The organism is Georgenia deserti (assembly GCF_042680605.1).
Classification (GTDB): Bacteria; Actinomycetota; Actinomycetes; order Actinomycetales; family Actinomycetaceae; genus Allobogoriella; species Allobogoriella deserti.
Window position 1 is genome coordinate 135918 of sequence record NZ_JBHUEE010000006.1, and the last position, 20256, is coordinate 156173.

Here is a 20256-nt window from a genome sequence, read left to right on the forward strand (position 1 = left end):
TCGTACACATGAGATCTCGGCCGCTGAGCACCGCGGAGGCCGCGCGTGCCTACTTTGCCGACGACGCGCGCAGCAACCACGAGCGCATGCTGGCCGGCGACCTGTATCTCTCCGACGACCCCACGATCGCCCAGCGCCAGGCCGACGCCGTCCGGGCGGTCGCTCACTTCGAGTCCGCCTACCGGGAGGACCCGGCGGGCGCCCAGGAGCTGCTCCGGGACCTGCTCGGCTCCGTCGGAGCGGAGGCGTTCCTGCGCGCACCGCTGTACCTGGATTACGGCAGCAACATCCATATCGGCGCGCGGACCTTCGTCAACAACGGCCTCACGGCCGCCGATGTCGCCGAGATCAGGATCGGTGACGATTGCCAGATCGGCCCCCACGTCCAGCTGCTCACCCCGACGCACCCGATCGACCCGCAGCAGCGGCTCGACAAGCTCGAGGCCGCTGAACCGATCACGATCGGCGACAACGTCTGGCTCGGCGGCGGCGTCATCGTCTGCCCCGGCGTGAGCATCGGCCGCGACTCGGTCGTCGGTGCCGGATCGGTGGTCACCCGCGACGTGCCTGCGGGCGTCGTCGCCGTCGGGAATCCGGCGCGCGTCATCCGCACGATCTGAGCTGTGCCCACCACCGAGCCGCCAGATCGCAAGACACCGGTTCGGCCGGCCCGCCGCCGGTACGACCCGGACCGGCGCGAGCGCATCGTCGAGGCCTGTCTCGACGTGATCGCCGCCGCCGGTGTCTCCGGGACATCCCACCGGCGGGTGGCTGCCGCCGCAGGGGTGCCGCTCGGTTCCATGACCTATCACTTCGACGGCATGGACGACCTGCTGCGCGCGGCGTTCACCCGATTCGCCGACGACGTGGCAGACGAGTTCGAACGTCGTATGCGGGCGGCCGGCAGCCGGCGCGAGGCCGCCGACGCCGTCGTCGCCCTCATTACCGGTGACGTCTTCAGCACCCGGCGCGAGCTCGTCCTCGTTCACGAGCTGTATGTGCTCGCCGTCCGCGACCCCGGCTACCGCACCGTGACGGCCGCGTGGATGAACCGCAGCCACCGGGCGCTCGAGCGGCACTTCGATCCCGCCACGGCCCGGATGCTCGACGCCCTCATCGAGGGACTGACCATTCAGCGCGCGCTGGAGACCGGTCACGAGGAGGCCGCCGACGTCGCCGAGGCTGTGCGCCGGATCGCCATGGCAGGATGAGCCGGTGAGCGTGGCGGCACCGGTCCGAGGTTTCTTCCGGGGGCGCCGCACACTTCCGCGCAGCGTCCTCGTGCTGGCGTCGATCTCCTTCACCGTGGCCGTCGGCTACGGCGTGATGCTCCCGGTCCTGCCCGTCTTCGCCTCGAGTTTCGGGGTGACCACCTTCGCGGCCTCCGCCGTCGTCTCCGCGTTCGCCTTCGCCCGGCTGGTGACTGCTCCCGGGGTCGGCCCGCTGCTCAACCGGATCGGCGAGCGTCCGGTGCTCGTCGCCGGGATCCTCATCGTCGCCGCCTCCAGCGCGGCGAGCGCGCTCGCCGCCAGCTATCTCCAGCTCCTGGTCTTCCGCGGACTCGGCGGTATCGGGTCGGCGATGTTCACGGTCTCGGGCATGACCCTGCTGCTGAACTCGGTGGCTCCGGAGGTCCGCGGACGTGCCTCGAGTCTGTACATGGGCGGGTTCCTGCTCGGAGGCATGGCCGGCCCGGCGGTCGGCGGCGCGCTCGCGGCCATCTCCCTGACGGCGCCGTTCTACTTCTACGCGGCCGCCCTCGTGGTCGCCGGAGCGATCGGCGCCCTGCTGCTGCGCTCCTCGGGCCGCGGCCGTGAGGAGGACGGTGCGGACGTGCGCCAGTTCCGGCTCGTGGCACGCGACCCGCGGTTCCAGGCGGCGGCCGTTGCCGGGCTCGGCCAGGGGTGGACGGCGTTCGGTGTCCGCTCCTCGCTGGTGCCGATCATGGTGGTCGAGGTGCTTCACCGCGAGCCGACGTGGACCGCCGTGGCGTTCACCGTCTCCTCCGTGGTGCAGGCGATCGCGCTGGGCCCGGCGGGGCGGTTCGTCGACTCCGTAGGGCGCCGCCCGGCCCTCATCGCCGCGGGCCTCCTCGGTGCGGTCGCCGTCGTCGGCGCGTCGTTCGCCACGGACATCTGGGTGCTGACCGCGGCGCTGTCCGTGTACGGCATCGCGGCCGCCTTCCTCTCCACCGCGCCCGCGGCGTCGGTGGGCGACGCGGCGGGCGCGCGGTCGGGGACGCCGGTCGCGGTCTTCTCGATGATCACCGACGTCGGCGCCATCTGCGGCCCGCTCGTGGCGGGATGGATCGCCGACGAGGGCTCCTACCCGCTGGCGTTCGGCGTCGGCGCCGTCATCATGGTCGCCGGCTCCGCGCTCGCGCTCCGGATGCCGAGCGGCCGGCCCGAGACCGGCGCGCGGGGGTAGCCCACGAGAGCCACAGGCTCACGCCGCGACCGCGAGCACACCGGGCATGACGAAGGCCGGGCGACGTCGTCGCCCGGCCTTCGCGGTCATGCTCAGTGACGCAGGATCACTCCAGCGGCTCGACCGCGTCGGGGTGCTCCTCGAGGAACGTCTCGGCGCCGGCGGCCGGGTCGTCCTCGTTGTCGACGGCGACGGTCTGCTCGAGCGCGCCGTAGGTGTCGTCGTCGAGGTGGATGCCGCCGATCCACTCGGCGACCTCCGGGAACTCCTCGCTGAAGCCGTCGCGCGCGAGGAAGTGCAGACCCTCGGACTCGCCGAGCGAGCCCTGCGGGTCCTCGAGGTCCTTCACCGGGTACTCGGCGTTGGCCCAGAACGGACGCCACAGCGTGACGAGGATGTCCTCCTCGTTGTTGGTGGCCTGCTCGAGCTCGGTGATCATCGCCGACGTCGAGGAGGTCTCCAGGGTGAAGCCGGCCTCATCGAGTCCGTAGTCGGGGATGACGTTGTCCTGCACGGCCTCGGTCAGGCCGGCACCGGCCTCGATGCCGACGATGCGGCCGTCGAACATGTCGACGTTGTCCGGCAGCTCCTCGATGGAGTCGATGTCGGTGTACTCCGGCACCGCAAGCGTGAGCTTGGCGTTGTCGTAGTAGGTGCCGATGTCCTCGATCGAGTCGGAGTACTGCTCCATGTAGGAGGCGTGGGTGACCTCTGGCCACGCCGAGGGGTAGATGTCGACGTCACCCTGCGACAGACCCGTGTAGAGCACGCCCGGGTCGTTGATCTCCTCGTGCTCGACCGTGTAGCCGGCTTCGGTGAGCATCTGGTCGAGCAGGTACGCGGTGCTCAGGCCGTCGGTCCAGGACGGGATGTAGCCGAGGGTGATGGTGCCGCCCCCACCGTCGCCACCATCCCCGCCGTCTCCGCTGCCGCCGCCGGTGTCGTCGCCGCCGCTGTCGTTACAGGCGGCGAGGGCGAGCCCGAGGGCGGCCGCGCCCGCTACGACGGCGGTCCGCCGACGGCGATGGCTCATCGTGCGGTGGGTTCTCATAGAGGTTCCTTCCCTTTCCGTTGGAAGTTCGTTCGTTCAGGAAGCCACGCCGGCCGACACGGCCGACTGTGCCTTGGCGGCGTTGTCGGCGCGCCGCCGCTTGACCATGGCGCCGAGGGACTTCTCGGTCGGCTGTCCGATCGCCCCGGTGAGGCGGTCGAGGAAGATCGCCAGGATGACGACGGCCAGACCGGCCTCGAATCCTTGGGCGACGTCGACTCGGGAGATGGCCTGCACGACCTCGTTCCCGAGACCGCCGGCGCCGACGAGTCCGGCGATGACGGCCATGGACAGGGCGAGCATGATGACCTGGTTGACGCCGGCCATGATGGTCGGCAGACCCAGCGGGAGCTGGATGCCGCGGAGGATCTGGCCGGGTGTGCCGCCGAACGCCTCGCCGGCCTCGACGGTCTCCTTGTCGACCTGGCGGATACCGAGTTCGGTCAGGCGTACTCCGGGTGCCATCGCGAACACGATCGTCGCGCAGACACCCGCTGCGACGCCGATGCCGAAGAAGATCACCACCGGCACCAGGTAGACGAAGCCCGGCATCGTCTGCATGAAGTCGAGGATGGGCTTGACGACGGTGCTGACCGCGGTGTTCCGCGCGGCCAGAATGCCGACGGGGATGGCGATGACGAGCGCGATCACGGTCGCGACGAGCACCAGGGAGAGCGTCTCCATGGCGGGTTCCCACATCTCCATGCTGGCCACCAGCAGCATGGCGATCAGGGAGAAGATCGCGAAGTTCCAGGAACGCACCACCAGGGCGAGGAGGGTGAAGATCGCGATCATCACGAGCTCGATGGGTGCGAGTAGCACGTCCGCCAGGCCGTCGACGAGGAACCGCAGCAGGTCGCTGATGAAATCGAGCAGCCAACCGAGGTTCGCGGTGATCCAGTCGATAGCACTGTCGACGGCGTCACCGATGGGAATACGTGGCAGGTTCATCAGAGCGCTCCGGCGGGGGCAAAGCGGGTGTCGTCGCCGGAGTCTGCGCCGGCGTCACCGTGGTTTCCGTTGGACTGGTGGGGTGAGAGCGCGCTGAGCAGCGTGACCCGCGGGATGATGCCCTCCAGGCGCCCCGCCTGGTTGACCACCGCCAGCGGCGCGCGGCTGGCGGCCGCGTGATGGAACAGCTCGGCCAGCGCGGTGTCCGGCGAGACGCGGATGACGTCGTCGCTCTTGATCGGCAGGGCCTCGGAGCCCTGGCGGACGGCGTCCGCGACGTCGTCCTCCCAGATCAGGCCGTGCACGGTGCGGTCTCGGCTGACCACGAGCAGCGAGGAGACCTGGTGCTCGCGCATGAGCTTGTGTGCGGCGCGCGGTCCGCTGTCCGGTCCGACGACGGCGACCGGCCGCTCCATCACCGTGCCGGCGGTCAGCACCTTCGTGCGGTCGACGTCCGCGACGAACTGCGCCACGTAGTCGGTCGCCGGCTCGTTGAGGATCTGCTCGGCGGTGCCGGACTGCACGATGCGGCCGTCGCGCATCATCGCGACGTGGTCACCCAGCCGCATCGCCTCGTTGAGGTCATGGGTGATGAACAGGATCGTCTTGCCCAGCTCGGACTGCAGCTCCAGGAGCTGGTCCTGCATCTCCTTGCGGATCAACGGGTCGAGTGCGCTGAACGCCTCGTCCATCAGCATGATGTCGGTACCGGCCGCGAGCGCGCGGGCGAGCCCCACGCGCTGGCGCATACCGCCGGAGAGCTGCGAGGGCAGGGAGTCACCCCAGCCGCCGAGGCCGACCATGCCGAGCGCCTCCTGGGCGCGCTGCTCGCGCTCGGCGCGGGAGACTCCGCGTAGTTCGAGCGCGTACGCGGCGTTCTCGCCGACGGTGCGGTGGGGCAGCAGGGCGAAGTGCTGGAACACCATGCTGACCTTGTTGCGCCGCACGTCGCGCAAGCCGGCGTCGGACAGGTTCGTGACTTCCTGGCCGTCGATGGTCAGGCTGCCGGCGGTCGGCTCGAGCAGCCCGTTGACCATGCGGATCAGGGTGGACTTGCCGGAGCCGGACAGGCCCATGACGACGAAGATCTCACCTGGCTTGACCTCGAAGGTGGCGTCGATCACCGCGGCGGTCAGCCCTTCACGTTGCAGCTGTTCGCGGTCGGCTCCCTCACGAAGCATCCGGACGCCCCGCTGCGGGCGGCGCCCGAAGACCTTCGTCAAGCCGGATGCCTCAATGGCTGGCACGGTTCTCCCGGGAGGGTCGGAAATTGGATTGTGGCCGGGCAGCACGGAGGGCCGCCCGAGCGCGGGAGTGTCGCTCGCGCCTTAATACCCTATCCACCGATCACGGAGATTGTGCCCAATCCACATCACGACGGCGTCACGGTCGTGTCAAGAAGAGGTATCGACTCCGGCCATGGGCCTGGCCAACGGTGGTGCCGGCCGCGAGAGCACGTTCTCCAGGTCGGAGTCGTCCACGAGCGGGTCGTCGAGGTCGACGGTGAGGCGTGAGTGCGCCATGAGGCGCGCACTGCCGGTGATCGTCGAGTGCAGGGCGGCGTAACTGCCGACCTGCGTGGGTTCACCGGCGGTGCCGACGAACCGGTTGCCGCGCGGTGAGATCGTCTCCAGCGACTCGCCCGGGCGGATGAGGCCGTGGCGGGCCATGAGCGCGAGCCGGGCCGAGGTCCCGGTCCCGGTGGGACTGCGGCAGAGCACACCGGGGTGGACGTAGGTCGCCGACCGCGCGGTGAACCGGCCGCGGCCGACGTCCTCGACCGGGCCCATGAAGTGGGCGAAGGGCAGCGGGCCGAGCGCTCCGAGCGCCGGGTGATCCTCGCGCAAACCCGGCCGTGCGGCTCGGACGAACGCGTCACCGAACGCGGTCAGGGCGATCTGTTCCTCGGCCACCAGGCAGAACCCGTGCGCCGAGGCGTCGATCATCGCGTAGTAGGCGCCGGACCACACCAGATCGAACTCCACCGTGCCGTAGTGCGGCACGTCCACGCTCAGGCCCTCGTCGGCGACATAGGCGGGCTCGCCGCGGGTGGTGACCGACCGCACACGCCCGTCGGTCACCAGCGCGGTGATCCGGGCCAGGCCGGCCGGGGACTCGAGGACGACGTGCTGCAGACCCTCCTGCATCGGGATCGCACCGCTCTGCAGCAGGGCTGTCGCGGTACAGATGGTGTTCGATCCCGAGTACAGGGGATAGCCCATCGCTTCCATGATGATGTAGCCCGCCTGCGCCTCCGGGTGGTTCGGCTCCACGATCAGGTCGACCGACATCGCGGGATCGCCGTACGGCTCGGAGAGCAGCAACCGTCGCAGTCCGTCGCCGTCCCGCTGGAGGTAGCGGGCCTTGTCGAGGACGGTCGCGCCGGGCAGCGGCTCGACACCGGCCGTCACGATCCGGCTGACGTCCCCGCCGGACTGGGTGTCGATGAGCTCGAGTGTGCGTTCACGGTGCGACATGGGGTGCTCCGACGGTGTCCCAGTGCCGGTCGGGAACCACGACCAGCTTGCCGATGTAGGTCTTGTGCATGAACGCGCGCTGCGCTGCGTGGAACTCGGACAACCGATAGGTGCGATCGAGCAGCGGCCGTACGGACCCGGACTCGATGTAGCCCACGATACGGCGGAAGTCTGTGCGGGTGCCCTGCGACGAACCGTGCAGCTGGAGCTGCTTGAGGTACATGGTCCGCAGATCGAGCTGCACCACGGCGCCTCCGATCGCTCCAGCGGTGGTGTAGCGGCCCTCCGGCCGCAGGATGCGCAGCAGGTCGTTGAACATCGGCCCGGCCACCAGGTCCGCGACCACGTCCACCGGCCCGTCGACGACCCGCTCCACCTCTGCGACCAGGTCACCGGCGTCACGCAGGATCACCGCCTCGGCGCCGATGTCGAGCAGCGCCTGCTCCTTCCCCGCGCTGGAGACCGCGTAGGGGATCGCACCACGCACACGGGCCAGCTGGAGGATCGCCGAGCCCACACCACCGGATGCGCCGGTGACCAGCACTCGCTCGCCTGCGCCCAGCTGGGCCCGCTCGAGCATCTGCTCGGCGGTCAGGTAGGCGCAGCAGAACGTGGCCAGCTCCGCGTCGGAGATGTCGGCGGCGACCTCGTGGGCGTTCTCGGCCGGCACCACCTGATACTCGGCGTAACCGCCGTCGCGGCCGTGGCCGATGTAGTCGATGTCCGCGAGGCTGTCGTCGCCCTCCGGACGGTTGTAGATGCTGAAGTCGACCATGACCCGCTGGCCGACCCGGTCCTCGGACACGCCGTCGCCGACGGCGACGATCTCACCGACGGAGTCCGTGCCCTGGATACGCGGGAACGTCAGCGTCGAGCGGCCGCGTCGCCAGGTGGAGACCGATCCCGGGTCGGTCTCGGTGCCGTAAGCCCCCTCCCGGACCCAGACGTCGGTGTTGTTCATGCCGCACGCATGCACGTCGATGAGCACCTCGCCGGGGGCCGGCACCGGGGTGGGCACGTCGCGGTGGACCAGCTGATCGAGGCCTCCGTGGCCGAGGAGCTGGACCGCCTTCATCACCCGAGGAATCGCCGCCATCTCCGCATGCTAGGGCGTGCGATGTTTCCGGTGGTTTACGGCGCGATCACGCCTCGGCCGCACCCTGTTGCCTAGGCTGGGGTGCGATGTCGAGAGCCCGCCGAACCGACGCCCAGCGGCGGCACTGATGCGCGTCCTCGTCCCCGACGCGCGACTGGTCGCGGCACTCGCTCCGGCCGGTGCGGACCATCCCGATCTCGACGTCGTCGTGTGGCACGTGGACTCCGATGCCGAGCCGCCCGCCGCCGAGGTGCTGGTCACCGAACGCCCGTCCGCACGCGAGCGGTTCGACCGTCCGGCGCGCATCCACCGCCTACGGCACATCCACCTCCTCTCGATCGGATACGAGTGGGTGCTGCCGCACCTGCGCCCGGATGTGGGGCTGAGCAACTCCCGCGGCGCCGTCGAGGACGCCACCGCCGAGTTCGCGCTCACGTTGCTGCTCGCATCCCTGCGCGATCTGCCTCGCGCCCACGTCCAGCAGCGTGAGCAGCGGTGGTCCGGATACACGACCCGGTCCCTGCACGGCGCCCGTGTGCTCGTGCTCGGCCACGGCGGCGTCGGCTCCGCCGTGGTCCGCCGCATCGAGGCGTTCGCCCCCGCAGCGGTGACCGTGGTGGCCGGCCGGGACCGGACCGAGGACGACGGCCGGCATGTCCACGGTGCGGCCGACCTGCCCGCGCTGGTCGCCGACGCGGACGTCGTCGTGGTGACGCTTCCGCACACTCCCCAGACCGAGCGAATCGTCGACGCCGACGTCATGCGCCGCATGCGCGACGGCGCGCTGCTGGTCAACGTCGGACGCGGCGCCGTCGTGGACACCGAGGCGCTCGTCGCCGAACTGCGCGCCGGACGGTTGCGTGCCGCGCTCGACGTCGTCGACCCCGAACCGCTGCCGCCCGGGCACCCGCTGTGGGACCTGCCCGGTTGCCTTCTCGCGCCGCACAACGGCGGTTCTACCGAGGAGTTCTGGCGGATCGCCACCGACCTGGCCCTCGCGCAGGTGCGGCGCCTGGCGTCCGGGCAGGTGCCGCTGAACCTCATCCGGGCCGAGGGCGGCGCCTGGGGATGAACCGGCCTGGCACGACGGCGGCACGCCGGTTGCTCGCCTGCGGCGCGGCGTCCGGGCCGGTCTTCCTGGGGAGCTTGCTCGCCCAGGCCGTGTGGCGCCCCGGGTTCGAGCTCGGCGAACACGCCATCTCGCTGCTCAGCCGCGGCGAGCACGGATGGACGCAGATCACCGCGTTCGTCCTCTCCGGCGCCCTGGTGCTGGCGGGAGCGCTCGGGGTGCGCGGGACGTTGCCACGCCTCGTCGGCACCTGGACCGGTGTGCTGCTCGGCCTCGTCGGCACCGGCATGGTGGTGATGGGGGTCTTCGTCGTCGACCCGGGTGTCGGGTTCCCGCCGGACGGGGAGCCGCCGGCCACCAGCTGGTCCGTCATCGGCGTGGTGCACAACCTCGGCACCGCCGTCGCGGTCAACGCCGCCGTCGTGGCCGCACTAGTCCTCGGTTGGCACGGTGCCCGTACCGGTGCCTGGGCCGCGGCCCTGGTCTGCCTGACCGTCGCCGCGACCGTAGGCGCCTGCGCGTGGCAGACCGGCCCGGGAGTGCCGGTCCGGATGAGCGTCGTCGCCGTCGTCCTCGGGTTGTTCCTCACCGGGGTGTTCCTGGTGCTGCGCCGCCGCTGCACCGTTGCGCCGGCCGCGCCGAACGACTCGCCCGGGGCGTGAGCCGATCCTGCGCCGCGCCACCCGCACGAGCGCGCGTCTCGGGGGCGGCGTGACCAACCGCATGCCGCTGCGCAGTTGCCGACAGCGGGGGACGAGTTGAGATTCTGGGACCGCACGCGCCCCATGCCCTGCGGTCTCCCGCCGTCGGGCTGACGGAAAGGGATCCAATTGTCAGGCATCTTCGCGCAGGCCGGGCCGCTGGCCGACTGGTTCTCGACCCGGGCCGGTGACCTGCTCTCGGGCCTGATCAACGTCGTCGTCATCATCCTGGTGGCGCTGGTGCTCCGCGCCGTCCTCGGGCGGGTCATCATGCGGGTGGTCGACAAGATCGTCCACTCCCAGCGCAAGCTCGGCCAGGCCCGCGCCACGGCGGGCCGCCTGGTCACCAAGCAGGTCGACGACAACGACGTGCGCCAGAAGCGTCAGGAGCAGCGCGCTCAGACCATCGGGTCGGTGCTGCGCTCGATCGCCTCGTTCGTCATCTTCGGGATGGCGTTCCTCATGATCCTCGGCGAGTTCGGCATCAACCTCGGGCCGGTCATCGCCAGCGCCGGTGTCCTCGGTCTCGCGATCGGCTTCGGCGCGCAAAGCCTCGTCCAGGACTTCCTCTCTGGCATCTTCCTCATGAGCGAGGACCAATTCGGCGTCGGTGACGTGGTCGACGTCGGGGACGCCGTCGGCACGGTCGAGTCCATGACCATGCGGATCACCAAGATCCGGGATCTCGACGGCAACCTCTGGTACGTGCGCAACGGCGAGATCCTGCGCGTGTGCAACATGAACCAGGACTGGGCGAACGCGGTCATCGAGATCCCGCTCGACTACTCGGTGGACATCCCGCGCGCCAAGGAGGTCATGGAACAGGGACTCGCGGACTTCGCGGCGGACCCGGAGTTCGCTCCCGAGCTGCTCGACCAGCCGATGGTGGCCGGCGTGACGGCCATCGGCAACGGCGCGGTGACCATGCGCGTGATGATCAAGACCAAGCCCGGCTCGCAGTTCGGCATCGGCCGCGCGGCCCGCGCCCGCCTCAAGGAACGGCTCGACCGCGAGGGCCTCAAGGTCGCCCTGCCGGTCTTCCCCGCCGCCGGCTCCGGAGCCACCGCCTCGGGCTGAGATCGCGGACCGATGTTTCGGTGCGATGACGCCGAAACAGCTCTGCAACAGAAGCGCTTGACCCCCGCGCCTCAAGGGTTCATATTCGCTACATGGCGTGACCCTGGCACGTGCTGAACGTGCCCCGTCCTGAGGGGGTCGATGATGGATCGCTGGTCCACCGTCGTCGAGGGATCCGACGCGCGCCGTCGCGCGCTGGCCCCGGGAACCGCCTGCGGGTCCGACACCGGGATCGCCGTGCGCCTGCCGCGCCGCCGCCGGGGCGCTCCCTCCTCCTCGCTCTACCGACATCGACGCCGCGCCGGGGTGTGAGACAGCCGGCGTGGCGCGTGACGGCCTGCCTCGAGGCAGCCGCAGCGCCCCCGCATCCCGGGGAGGAGTGACCACCTGAGGGCGACGTCGTCGTCCTCGGGCCCACTCATCCCTGAAACGCACCCCGACACCCGATCCGGCCGGCCCACCGGCCGCTGAAGGAGTTCACCACCCGCATGTAGAACCACGAGAAAGGTGCCGGCCATGGACACCAGTCCCTTCGAGGAGCGCGAGTCCGCCGTCCGCGGCTACTGCCGTGCGTATCCCACCGTGTTCGCCTCCGCGTCCAACGCGCGGCAGGTCGATGAGGACGGCAGGTCCTACATCGACTTCTTCGCCGGCGCCGGAGTGCTGAACTTCGGGCACAACAACCCCAGGATGAAGGAAGCGATGATCGCCTTCCTCCAGGCCGACGGCGTCGCCCACAGCCTCGACACGTACACGACGACGAAGCGGGACTTCGTCGAGAAGTTCCGGGACGTCGTGCTCGTGCCGCGAGGCATGGACCACCGCATGCAGTTCATGGGTCCGACCGGCACCAACGCCGTCGAGGCGGCGCTGAAGCTCGCTCGGCTCGCCACCGGCCGGCGGGAGGTCGTCGCCTTCAGTCACGGCTTCCACGGCATGACGCTCGGCTCGTTGGCCGCGACCGCCAACCAGGCGTTCCGGCAGTGGGCCGGCGTGCCGCTGACCGACGTCGTCCGACTCCCGTACGAGACGGCACCGGGCGGGCCGACCGCGATCGCCGAGTACCGCGAGGCGTTGCGTGACCCGTCCAGCGGCCAGCTGCCGCCGGCGGCGTTCCTCGTCGAGGTGCTGCAGGCCGAGGGCGGCGTCAACGCCGCCTCCGCGGAATGGCTACACGAGGTCCAGGACCTCGCCCGCGAGGTCGGCGCCCTCTTCATCATCGACGACATCCAGGCCGGCTGCGGCCGCACCGGGTCCTACTTCTCCTTCGACGGCATGGGCCTGGATCCGGACATCATCACCCTCGCCAAAGGGCTCGGTGGTTTCGGGACACCGATCGCGATGAACCTCAACAAGCCGTGGGTCGACGACCACTGGTCACCCGGCGCGCACACCGGCACCTTCCGTGGGCAGGGACTGTCCTTCGTAGCCGGCGCCGTCGCCCTCGACTACTTCACCGACGACGTCCTCATGCGAGAGGTGACCGCGAAGGGCGAACGGATGCGCGAGCGGCTCGAGCGGATCGCCGCCGCGCACCCCGACCGGGGCTGGGAGGTCCGCGGCCGCGGCATGATGCAGGCCCTGGACACCGGCGACGGCGCGTTCGCTGCCCAGGTCCAGCGTGCGGCGTTCGAGGCCGGTCTGCTCATCGGCCCGTGCGGCAGCGGTGGCCGCGTCATCAAGCTCATCCCGCCGCTGACCATCCCGGACGAGGACCTCGCCGAGGGCCTCGACCTGCTCGAGCAGGCGATCACCACGGTGGCGGACCGCGACAGCGCGGCGGCGACGGCGGAGGTGCACTGATGCGGATCCGTGACGACATGACCTTCCCACCGGCCGAGTACGAGCGCCGGCTGAACGAGCTGCGCCACCGGATGGCCGAGCGGCGGCTCGACGCGGTGGTCATCACCGACCCCGAGAACCTCATGTACCTCACCGACCACCAGACGACGGGGTACTCGTTCTTCCAGGCTCTGGTGGTGCCTCTCGAGGACGAGCCGTTCATGATCACCCGGGCGATGGAGGAGTCCAACGTCATCGAACGGACCTGGGTCGAGCACAGCCGGGCCTACCCGGACACCGGCGACGCGATCCAGGAGCTCGTCCTCGCGCTGAACCAGGCCGGTCTCGGGAACAAGCGGGTCGGCTACGAGCGCAACAGCTACTACTTCCCGGCCTACCAGCAGGACCGCATCCACACCTCGTTCCAGCACGGGGTGCTGATGGACTGCTTCGGCATCGTCGAAGCCGGCCGGATGCGCAAGTCCGACGTCGAGATCGAGGTGATGCGCAAGGCCGCCCGGGCAGCCGAGGCCGGGATGGCCGCGGGCCTCGAGGCCGCGGTGCCGGGCGCCACGGAGAACGAGGTCGCGGCGGCGATCTCCTCGGCCATGTTCCGGGCAGGCGGTGAGTTCCCGGCCGTCATGCCGTACGTCGCCTCCGGGCCGCGCACCATGATCGGCCACTCCACCTGGGAGGGCCGGACGATCCAGCCGGACGAGCCGGTCTTCCTCGAGGTCGGCGGGTGCTTCCGGCGGTATCACGCGGCGCTGATGCGCACCGTCTACACCGGTGAGCTCACCGAGTCCCTCGTCAGCGCGCAGGAGCGGATGAAGCTCGCGCTCGCCGAGCTCAAGAGCCTCATGGGGCCGGGTATGACCGTCTCCGACGCCGACTCGATCGTCCGGCGGATCATCTCCGACAACGAGGTGGGCGCCCGGCTCGTCACCCGGTCCGGGTACTCGATCGGCATCGCGTTCCCGCCGGCCTGGGACGAGGGGTACATCCTCTCGCTCAACCCCGGCGACTTCACCGTCCTCGAGCCGGGCATGACCTTCCACGTCATCCCGTGGATGTGGGGCGTCGACGGGGACAAGACCGTCGGCATCTCGGACACCATCCGCATCACCGAGGACGGCTGCGAGTCGTTCTTCACCCTGGACGAGGACTTCGTGGTCCATGACGGCGCCGGTGCCACGCTGACGCCGGTGGCCGACTTGGAACCGTCCGCCGAGGAGCGCGAGGCTCACGCCGAGGCCGAATCCGGGAGCGCCGCGGCCGGCGCCGAGATGCGCTGAGGAGGCACATCATGACTGTCACGACCGAGACCCTCGCCGCCGTCGACCCCAGCACCGGCGAGGTGGTCCGCGAGGTGCCCGCCGCCGGCCCGGACGAGATCACCGCCACGATCGACCGCGCACACCAGGCGTACCGCAGCTGGCGCGAGACCAGCTTCGCTGAGCGCGCGGAGGTGCTTCGGGCGGTGGCGAGGTACATGCGCGAACACACCGAAGAACTCGCCCCGCTGATGACCGAGGAGATGGGCAAGCCGATCACCGAGGCGCGCGGTGAGGTGGCGAAGGCGGCCTGGGCGGCCGAGCACTACGCCACTCATGCCGAGGAGTACCTCGCACCGGAGACGCTGGGCTCGGACGCCACCTCCAGCTACGTGCAGTACCTCCCGCTCGGACCCGTCCTCGGCGTGCTGCCGTGGAACGCCCCGTTCTGGCTGGCGTTCCGCTTCTGTGCGCCCGCCCTGATGGCCGGCAACACCTGCGTGATGAAGCACGACCCGCATGTGCCGGGGTGTGCTGCCGCGATCGCGCAGGTGTTCGACGCCGTCGGTGCGCCGGCCGGGATTTTCCAGGCGCTGCAGGCCCGCACCGCGGATGTGGAGCAGGCCGTCCGGGACCCGCGTATCCAGGCCGTCTCGTTCACTGGGTCGGACCGGGCCGGATCGGTCGTCGCCTCGATCGCGGCGAGTGAGATCAAGCCGGCGGTCCTCGAGCTCGGCGGCTCGGACCCGTGCCTGATCCTGGCGGACGCCGATCTGCGCCAGGCGGCGGACGTCGTCGCCCTGTCCCGGATCATCAACGCGGGCCAGTCCTGCATCGCGGCCAAGCGGATCATCGTCGAGCGGTCGGTGCACGAGGAGTTCGTCGAGCTCCTCTCCGAGCGCCTGGCCGCTCTCGTCGTCGGCGACCCCCGGGAGGAGACCACGCAGGTGGGGCCGATCGCCCGTGCGGACCTGCGGGAGAACCTGCACCGGCAGGTCACCGAGTCGGTCGCGGCGGGCGCCACGTGCGTCCTCGGCGGGGAGCTGCCCGACGGCCCGGGCTACTACTACCCGGTGACCCTGCTCACCGACGTCACACCCGGGATGAAAGCATGCACCGAGGAGACGTTCGGGCCGGTCGCCGTCGTCATGGCGGCCGAGGACGCCGAGGAGGCGATCGCCCTCGCCAACGACACCCCGTACGGCCTCGCCGCCGGCGTGTGGACGACGGCGGAGCGCGGCGAGGCCATGGCCCGCCGGATCGAGGCCGGCCAGGTGGCGGTCAACGGCATCGTCAAGACCGATCCTCGGCTGCCCAGCGGCGGGATCAAGCGCTCCGGGTACGGACGCGAGCTCGGCCCGCACGGCATCAAGGAGTTCGTCAACGCCCAGCAGGTGTGGGTCGGCCCGAAGGTCGAGTGAGTCCGTCGGACGGTGGCGATCGACAGCGACAGGGCCGCTCCCGTCGCCGGGAGCGGCCCTGTTCTGTGTCAGGCGTTCAGCCCGTCAGGCTGCGGCTGATCTGTCAGACGCGGTCTGCGATGAGCTGTCGCCGGGTACGCAGCAGCACCGCACCACCGGCGACGAACCCGAGGGCGATGAGCCCGAGCAGCGCGTGCTCGGCACCGGTCTCGGGCAGCGAACCCTCGCCCGCGCCGGCCTCGTCGTCACCGTTCTCCTGACCGGAGCCGGCCTCGTCACCCGAGCCCGCCTCGTCGTCACCGGAGCCGGAGCCCGGGTCCTGACCCGAGTCGTCCCCGTTGTCACCGTTGCCGGCGGCGACCACGGTCGCGGTGGTCTCGGCCGTGGCACCGGAGACGTCGGTCATACGCACGCCGTAGGTGCCCGGCTCGAGCTCCTCGGGGACCACGAGGTCCTGGGAGAAGGCGCCGTCGGCGTCGGCCTCGGCGGTGAACTCGTTCAGGGCGTTGCCCTCGGCGTCCAGGGTCTCGCCCTGGATGGTCGAGTTGGGGGTGTAGCCCTCGCCGGAGAGGGTGAACGCGTCACCCGGCGCGAGCTCGTCCGGCTCGATGCTGACGCTCGGGTCGAGCGTCTCCTCGACGTAGGTGACGGTGGTCTCCGCGGTCGCGCCGGAGGGGTCGGTCATGCGGATCACGTACTCGCCCGGCTCCAGCTCGATGGCCGAGCTGCGTGCGGTGAAGGCGCCGTTCGCGTCCGTCTGCACGGTCGACTCGCCGACGACGTTGCCGTCCGCGTCCAGCGTCTCGCCCTGCACGTCGGCGTTCGGCGTGTACCCCTCACCGGAGAGGGTGACCTCCTGGCCCGGGGTCAGCTCGCTCGGATCGACGCTCACGCTCGGGTTGAGCGAGTCGTCGAGGACCGTCGCGGTGGTCTCGGCCGTGGCGCCGCCGGCGTCGGTCATGCGCACGCCGTAGGTGCCCGGCTCGAGGTCGGCCGGGACCTCGAGGTCCTGGGAGAAGGCGCCGTCGGCGTCGGCCTCGGCGGTGAACTCGTTCAGGGCGTTGCCCTCGGCGTCCAGGGTCTCGCCCTGGATGGTCGAGTTGGGGGTGTAGCCCTCGCCGGAGAGGGTGAACGGGTCACCGGGGAAGAGCTGGTTCGGCTCGATGGTCACGCTCGGGTCGACGGACGCGTCCACGATCGTGACGTCGTCCTGCGCGGTGGCGCCGCTGACGTCGGTCAGCTGGACCACGTACTGGCCCGGGGTGAGCTGGTCCGGGACGATCAGGCCGCTCTCGGAGATCGCACCGGCGCTGTTCGCCTCGAAGCTCGCCTCGCCGACCACGTTCCCGTCGGAGTCGAGCGTCTGACCTTCGACGGTCGAGTCGGGCGTGTATCCCACACCCGACACGCTGAACTCGTCACCGACTGCCAGCTCGGAGGGGTCCACCACCACGGTGGGCTCCGGCGGGTCCACAGCGGCGGCGGCCGGCGCGGCGAGCCCCAGCGAGGCCAGCGCGGCGGCGGCCACCGCGGTCAGCCCGCGCCGGACGCGCGCACCCGCGGGTGCGGAGTGTCCTGAAACGGTCGTCATATCGCCTCTTTAGTTCGTCAACGTTCGGGCGCCCGCGCACACGGACGCCAACCATCCATGACATCGGCGGACGCTGACCGACCGCTTTCCGTTCGCTTACCGTCGTGGCTCACCCGCGCGCTGCCGGCGGGGCACCGGCGCCCTCGAGCGACGCAAGGGCCTCGCGCGCCCGGGTGTCGACGAGCCGGAGGCCGGACCGCTCGGCCAGGAGCAGGGCCCGCTCGAGGTGTCCTCGTGCCCGGTCGAGCTCACCGAGATCGCCGAGCGCCCGACCGGCCTCGATCTGCGCGCGCGCCTCGATGCCCCACATACCGGTCCTCGCCATCGTGTCCAAGGCACGCTCGGCCTCGGCCGACGCGGCCGCGGGGTCACCGAGGCCCCGGTGCGCGGCAGCCAGACCGCAGCGGATCGAGACCTCGCCGAACCGGAAGCCGATCGCCTGCGCCGTGGCCAGCGCCGCGCGGTAGTCCTCGAGGACCCCGTCGGTCCGTCCGCTGCGGAACCGTGCGGTGGCGAGCACCTCGACGGCGCCGACCTCGTGCCGGGGCTCGCCCAGGCGGCGGCCGAGCTGCAACGCCTGCTCACCCGCCTCCAGCGCCAGGTCGTACTCGCCGGTGTCGCAGCGCGTCTCCCCGAGGCAGATCAGCGCGTTGGCCTCCATGCCGCGGTTGCCGAGACGCCGCGCGATCTCGAGGCACTCGACGTACCGCGCGACGGCCGTCTCCAGTTCGCCGCGGTAGAGGGCCGCGTTCCCGAGCGCGCCGAGGATCCGCGCGCGGACGGAGTCGTTGTCCCCGGCGAGCGCCAGCGCGCGCCGGTGCTCCTCCAGGGCCAGGTCCGCCCGCCCCGCGGCGAGCCGGGCCACGCCGATGTAGTTGGTGTTCAGCGCCTGGGCGTCACGGTCACCGAGCTCGCGGGCCAGTTCCAACGCCTGCTCGTGGTACTCGGCGCTGCGCTCCGCGGGGCCGAGCTGCCCGGTGACCCGACCCAGGTGGTACAGCGAAGAGAGCTCTTCCTCGCGGTCGCCGATCTCCCGGCTGATCTCCCAGGCGCACAGGTGGGACGGTTCGGCGTCCTGGAATCGGCTCAGGGCGAACTGAGTCAGCCCGGTGAGGTTGAGGACCCGTGCCTCGGCCCGCCGGTCACCCTGTGCGCGGGCCGCCGCCAGGGCCGCCTCGCAGACCGTCAACCCCTCGGCGCCGTGCCCCCGCGTCCAGAAGTAGCCGCCGAGCGCGTCGGCGATGAGCCAGGCGTACCGGTTCCGTCCGCGGCGACCGGCGGCCAGCACCATCGCCACGAGGGTCGACCGTTCCTGGTCCAGCCACTCCAACGCCGCGGCCTCGTCTCCGGGGAACGGCGAGCCGCGGCGTCCGGTCGCCGGCGGCACCCGCCGCACGTCCGGGTGGACGACGTCGGCGGCGGCCCGGGCGGTGTCCAGGAAGTGATCCCAGAGCCGGTCCTCCGCCTCTCGAGTCTCCGGGTCCTCATCGGCTCGCGAGCGCGCGTACTCGCGGACGAGGTCGTGCAGCCGGAACCGGCCCGGCTCGCCGGCCGTCAGCAGATTGGCCGCGAGCAGGTCGTCGAGATGCTCGGCAGCGGTGACCGTGTCGCACCCGGCCAGTGCCGCGGCCGCGTCCGTGGTGACGTCGGGGCCCGGCACCACGCCGAGGAGCCGGAACAGTCGCGCGACGTCCGGGGCGAGCCGGGCGTAGGACAGGTCGAACGCCGCGCGGACCGCGGCCTGCTCGTCCCCCGGCACGCGCAGGTGGGCGAGCCGGCCGTGCCGGCGCATGGCGCTCACGTGGTCCGCGAGGCTCCGTCCCGGGTGGGCGCGCACGTTGGCGGCGGCGATGCGCAGCGCGAGCGGGAGTCCGGCGCACAGGGTCGCGAGCTCGGCGGCCGCGTCCGGCTCGGCCGCGAGCCGGCGAGCCGGGATCACGCCCGCGAGGACCTCCCGCGAGGTCGCCTGGTCCATCGGCTCGAGGACGACTTCCTCCGCACCGTCGAGCGCGACCAGCCCACGCAGTTCGTTCCGGCTCGTCACGAGAGCTGCACATCCCGTCCGTCCCGGCAGCAACGGGCGCACCTGGTCCGGGCCCGCCGCGTTGTCCAGCACCACGAGGACGCGGCGGTCCGCGAGCAGGGAGCGGTAGAGCGCGATCTGATCGGCCGGATCGGCGGGGAGTTGGCTGCCGACTACGCCGAGCGCCCGCAGGAATCGCTGCAGCACCGCCCCGCACGGCGACGGCCCGCCGGTGGAATGTCCGCCGAGGTCCGCGTACAGCTGGCCGTCCGGGAAGTGCGCCCGCACGGCATGGGCCACGTGGACGGCGAAGGCCGTCTTGCCCACGCCCGGCGGCCCGCACACGATCGTCGGTGGCGCGGACCCGGAACGGAGCCGGGCGGTCACCTCGGCGACGTGGGCGGTTCGGCCGGCGAAGCGCCGACTGTCCGGCGGAAGCTGCGCGGGCCGGACCGCCGGTGCCGTCGCCTCGTCCGCGGCACCGCCCTCGCCCGGTGCGCCGTCGTCCGCGCCGGCCAGGGCCTCGGCGTGCAACTGCCGGATCTCCTCCCCGGGCTCGATACCCAGTTCGTCGCGCAGGTGGCGCCACAGATCCTGGTAGACCTCGAGGGCCTCGGCACGCCGGCCCGTGTGCAGCAGGGCGCGCATCTGCAGGGTCCGGAAGCGCTCCCGGGCAGGGTGATTCGTGGTCAGGCCGGCGAGCTCGCCGAGCACCTCGCGCCCCCGGCCCAACTCGAGATCGACCTCGACGCGGCGCTCCAGCGCTTGCAGCCGGTCCTCCACGAGTCGGGGCACCACGGTGTGCTGCAACGCCTCCGAGTCGACGTCGGCGAGCGGCGTGCCACGCCACAGGTCCAACGCCGTGGTGAGGAGCTGCGACTCGCCGGCGATGTCCCCACTCGCTTGTGCCTGCCGCGCGCGGCGCACGCCGTCGGCGAAACGCGCGACATCGACCTGATCGCGGTCGACGTCGAGGAGGTACCCGTTCGGACGGGTGTGCAGCACGCGGAACTCGGGCCCGTCGTCCCCGAGGAGCCGGCGCAGACGGTTCGCGTAGACGTGCACCGTGGAGCGCGCCGACGACGGCGGGTCCGCGCCCCACAGTGCGTCCACGAGCCTGCCGTACGGCACGGTCCGGCCGACGTCGAGCAGCAGCGTGGCGAGCAGGATCCGCAGCGTGCTCCGACCCACCGGGATCCGCTCGGACCCGCGCCGGACCTCGAGTTCGCCCAGCAGCCCGAACCACAGCCGAGACGTCACGCTGCTGCGTTCCCCCCTGAAACCGATGACGTGCCCCGACGTCGAATCTAGTCCAT

17 protein-coding genes are annotated in these 20256 nt (G+C 71.3%); 10 read left to right on the forward strand and 7 right to left on the reverse strand.

From position 1 onward, the window contains the following. The first annotated feature begins 8 nt into the window (after positions 1–8). Genes ACFSE6_RS12265 through ACFSE6_RS12275 form a run of 3 tightly spaced genes read left to right on the forward strand, consistent with a single transcriptional unit; the run spans position 9 to position 2427 of the window. On the forward strand, positions 9–620 hold the full coding sequence (locus ACFSE6_RS12265) for a sugar O-acetyltransferase (protein ID WP_388007245.1): 612 nt from the start codon (positions 9–11) through the stop codon (positions 618–620). 3 nt (positions 621–623) lie between these two features. Then, positions 624–1211: a TetR/AcrR family transcriptional regulator gene (locus tag ACFSE6_RS12270; protein WP_388007248.1), complete on the forward strand. Its 588-nt coding sequence runs from the start codon at positions 624–626 to the stop codon at positions 1209–1211. A gap of 4 nt (positions 1212–1215) precedes the next feature. Continuing rightward, positions 1216–2427: an MFS transporter gene (locus ACFSE6_RS12275; RefSeq protein WP_388007251.1), complete on the forward strand. Its 1212-nt coding sequence runs from the start codon at positions 1216–1218 to the stop codon at positions 2425–2427. Between the two features lie 106 nt (positions 2428–2533). Here ACFSE6_RS12275 and ACFSE6_RS12280 read toward each other — a convergent pair whose 3' ends face one another. From ACFSE6_RS12280 to ACFSE6_RS12300, 5 genes are all read right to left on the reverse strand, one after another. Further along, positions 2534–3478, reverse strand: coding sequence for a glycine betaine ABC transporter substrate-binding protein (locus ACFSE6_RS12280; RefSeq protein WP_388007254.1), 945 nt, complete (start codon positions 3476–3478; stop codon positions 2534–2536). Positions 3479–3514: 36 nt separating this feature from the next. After that, the gene (locus tag ACFSE6_RS12285) at positions 3515–4429 is read right to left on the reverse strand and encodes an ABC transporter permease (protein WP_388007257.1); all 915 of its coding nucleotides are present in this window, start codon (positions 4427–4429) and stop codon (positions 3515–3517) included. Next, positions 4429–5676 carry a quaternary amine ABC transporter ATP-binding protein gene (locus ACFSE6_RS12290; protein ID WP_388007260.1) on the reverse strand — a complete coding sequence of 416 codons (1248 nt, stop codon included), beginning with the start codon at positions 5674–5676 and terminating at the stop codon, positions 4429–4431. Before ACFSE6_RS12290 ends, ACFSE6_RS12285 begins: the two co-directional genes overlap by 1 nt. 147 nt (positions 5677–5823) lie before the next feature. Continuing rightward, a complete protein-coding gene (locus tag ACFSE6_RS12295) occupies positions 5824–6906 on the reverse strand; it encodes a proline racemase family protein (protein WP_388007263.1) in 1083 nt (360 codons plus the stop codon). Beyond that, entirely contained in the window at positions 6893–8002 is a 1110-nt protein-coding gene (locus tag ACFSE6_RS12300; RefSeq protein WP_388007266.1) for an alcohol dehydrogenase family protein, read from the reverse strand. The genes ACFSE6_RS12295 and ACFSE6_RS12300 overlap by 14 nt, the downstream gene beginning before the upstream one ends. Positions 8003–8129: 127 nt before the next feature. On the opposite strand from ACFSE6_RS12300, the gene ACFSE6_RS12305 reads away from it, so the two are divergent. The 7 genes from ACFSE6_RS12305 (at position 8130) to ACFSE6_RS12335 (ending at position 15326) form a co-directional block, all read left to right on the forward strand. Then, positions 8130–9074 (forward strand): NAD(P)-dependent oxidoreductase, encoded by a 945-nt coding sequence (locus ACFSE6_RS12305; RefSeq protein ID WP_388007269.1) that lies wholly within the window; start codon positions 8130–8132, stop codon positions 9072–9074. Further along, positions 9071–9733: a DUF998 domain-containing protein gene (locus tag ACFSE6_RS12310; protein ID WP_388007272.1), complete on the forward strand. Its 663-nt coding sequence runs from the start codon at positions 9071–9073 to the stop codon at positions 9731–9733. The genes ACFSE6_RS12305 and ACFSE6_RS12310 overlap by 4 nt, the downstream gene beginning before the upstream one ends. A 168-nt stretch (positions 9734–9901) precedes the next feature. Continuing rightward, positions 9902–10849 (forward strand): mechanosensitive ion channel family protein, encoded by a 948-nt coding sequence (locus tag ACFSE6_RS12315; protein ID WP_388007275.1) that lies wholly within the window; start codon positions 9902–9904, stop codon positions 10847–10849. Positions 10850–10993: 144 nt separating this feature from the next. Then, positions 10994–11161: a hypothetical protein gene (locus ACFSE6_RS12320; RefSeq protein WP_388007278.1), complete on the forward strand. Its 168-nt coding sequence runs from the start codon at positions 10994–10996 to the stop codon at positions 11159–11161. A gap of 204 nt (positions 11162–11365) precedes the next feature. Next, positions 11366–12652 (forward strand): aspartate aminotransferase family protein, encoded by a 1287-nt coding sequence (locus ACFSE6_RS12325; protein WP_388007281.1) that lies wholly within the window; start codon positions 11366–11368, stop codon positions 12650–12652. After that, entirely contained in the window at positions 12652–13926 is a 1275-nt protein-coding gene (gene doeA, locus ACFSE6_RS12330) for an ectoine hydrolase (protein ID WP_388007284.1), read from the forward strand. Before ACFSE6_RS12325 ends, doeA begins: the two co-directional genes overlap by 1 nt. 11 nt (positions 13927–13937) lie before the next feature. Next, entirely contained in the window at positions 13938–15326 is a 1389-nt protein-coding gene (locus ACFSE6_RS12335) for an NAD-dependent succinate-semialdehyde dehydrogenase (protein ID WP_388007287.1), read from the forward strand. 103 nt (positions 15327–15429) lie between these two features. Here ACFSE6_RS12335 and ACFSE6_RS12340 read toward each other — a convergent pair whose 3' ends face one another. Together ACFSE6_RS12340 and ACFSE6_RS12345 are read right to left on the reverse strand one after the other, a co-directional pair. Beyond that, on the reverse strand, positions 15430–16917 hold the full coding sequence (locus ACFSE6_RS12340; RefSeq protein WP_388007290.1) for an LPXTG cell wall anchor domain-containing protein: 1488 nt from the start codon (positions 16915–16917) through the stop codon (positions 15430–15432). 109 nt (positions 16918–17026) lie between these two features. Continuing rightward, positions 17027–20200, reverse strand: a complete 3174-nt coding sequence (locus tag ACFSE6_RS12345) for an AfsR/SARP family transcriptional regulator (protein ID WP_388007293.1) — start codon at positions 20198–20200, stop codon at positions 17027–17029. Positions 20201–20256 lie beyond the last annotated feature (56 nt).

Excerpts from the sequence above, each read along its gene's own strand:
- ACFSE6_RS12265 (WP_388007245.1), top strand. The coding sequence starts at position 9 with ATGAGATCTCGGCCGCTGAGCACCGCGGAGGCCGCGCGTGCCTACTTT.
- ACFSE6_RS12280 (WP_388007254.1), bottom strand. The coding sequence starts at position 3,478 with ATGAGAACCCACCGCACGATGAGCCATCGCCGTCGGCGGACCGCCGTC.
- ACFSE6_RS12285 (WP_388007257.1), bottom strand. The coding sequence starts at position 4,429 with ATGAACCTGCCACGTATTCCCATCGGTGACGCCGTCGACAGTGCTATC.
- ACFSE6_RS12295 (WP_388007263.1), bottom strand. The coding sequence starts at position 6,906 with ATGTCGCACCGTGAACGCACACTCGAGCTCATCGACACCCAGTCCGGC.
- ACFSE6_RS12300 (WP_388007266.1), bottom strand. The coding sequence starts at position 8,002 with ATGGCGGCGATTCCTCGGGTGATGAAGGCGGTCCAGCTCCTCGGCCAC.
- ACFSE6_RS12305 (WP_388007269.1), top strand. The coding sequence starts at position 8,130 with ATGCGCGTCCTCGTCCCCGACGCGCGACTGGTCGCGGCACTCGCTCCG.
- ACFSE6_RS12310 (WP_388007272.1), top strand. The coding sequence starts at position 9,071 with ATGAACCGGCCTGGCACGACGGCGGCACGCCGGTTGCTCGCCTGCGGC.
- ACFSE6_RS12320 (WP_388007278.1), top strand. The coding sequence starts at position 10,994 with ATGGATCGCTGGTCCACCGTCGTCGAGGGATCCGACGCGCGCCGTCGC.
- ACFSE6_RS12325 (WP_388007281.1), top strand. The coding sequence starts at position 11,366 with ATGGACACCAGTCCCTTCGAGGAGCGCGAGTCCGCCGTCCGCGGCTAC.
- doeA (WP_388007284.1), top strand. The coding sequence starts at position 12,652 with ATGCGGATCCGTGACGACATGACCTTCCCACCGGCCGAGTACGAGCGC.
- ACFSE6_RS12335 (WP_388007287.1), top strand. The coding sequence starts at position 13,938 with ATGACTGTCACGACCGAGACCCTCGCCGCCGTCGACCCCAGCACCGGC.
- ACFSE6_RS12340 (WP_388007290.1), bottom strand. The coding sequence starts at position 16,917 with ATGACGACCGTTTCAGGACACTCCGCACCCGCGGGTGCGCGCGTCCGG.